The 657-nt window shown below is 65.3% G+C and carries 1 pseudogene; it reads right to left on the minus strand.

From position 1 onward, the window contains the following. Positions 1-657 (minus strand): annotated as a pseudogene (locus EN932_RS37420) (cobaltochelatase subunit CobT); the annotation flags it as partial.

Here is a 657-nt window from a genome sequence, read left to right on the forward strand (position 1 = left end):
GGATTCGGCGGCTTGCCATCCTTCAGCCATTTCTCGCGCGCCTGCCCGCCCTTCCACGCCCGCGTCGTGAAGCCGAGGATCTCGACCGAGACGCCGCAACGCTCCAGCGTGCGCGCCAATATGTCGGCGCAGGTTGCGGCGACCGTGATCGGCCGGCCGCGCATCGAGCCGGAATTGTCGAGCACCAGCGTCACCACCGTGTCGCGAAATTTGGTGTCGCGCTCCTGCTTGAACGACAGCGGCTGCATCGGGTCGATGACGACCCGCACCAGCCTTGCCGGGTCGAGGTAACCCTCTTCCAGGTCGAAATCCCAGGAGCGGTTCTGTTGTGCCATCAGCCGACGCTGCAGGCGGTTGGCCAACCGCCCGACGACGCCGGACAGGTTGGCGAGCTGCTTGTCGAGGAAGGCGCGCAGCCGGTCGAGCTCTTCTTCTTCGCACAACTCCTCGGCGCCGACCGTCTCGTCGAAAGCGGTGGTGAAGACCTTGTAGTCGATCTCTTTCGGCAGATTGGTGAAGGGATTGTCGTTGCGGCGCGCTTCGCCGGGTGTTTCGGCATCGGCGTCGTCATCGTCGGACAGATCGTCGGCGGTGGCGTCGGAGGCTTCCGTCTCGGCCGACTGCTCGTCATCGGCCGAAGCTTCGGCATCCTCGGAC

Source organism: Mesorhizobium sp. M7A.F.Ca.US.002.01.1.1 (assembly GCF_004022955.1).
Lineage (GTDB): Bacteria > Pseudomonadota > Alphaproteobacteria > Rhizobiales > Rhizobiaceae > Mesorhizobium > Mesorhizobium ciceri.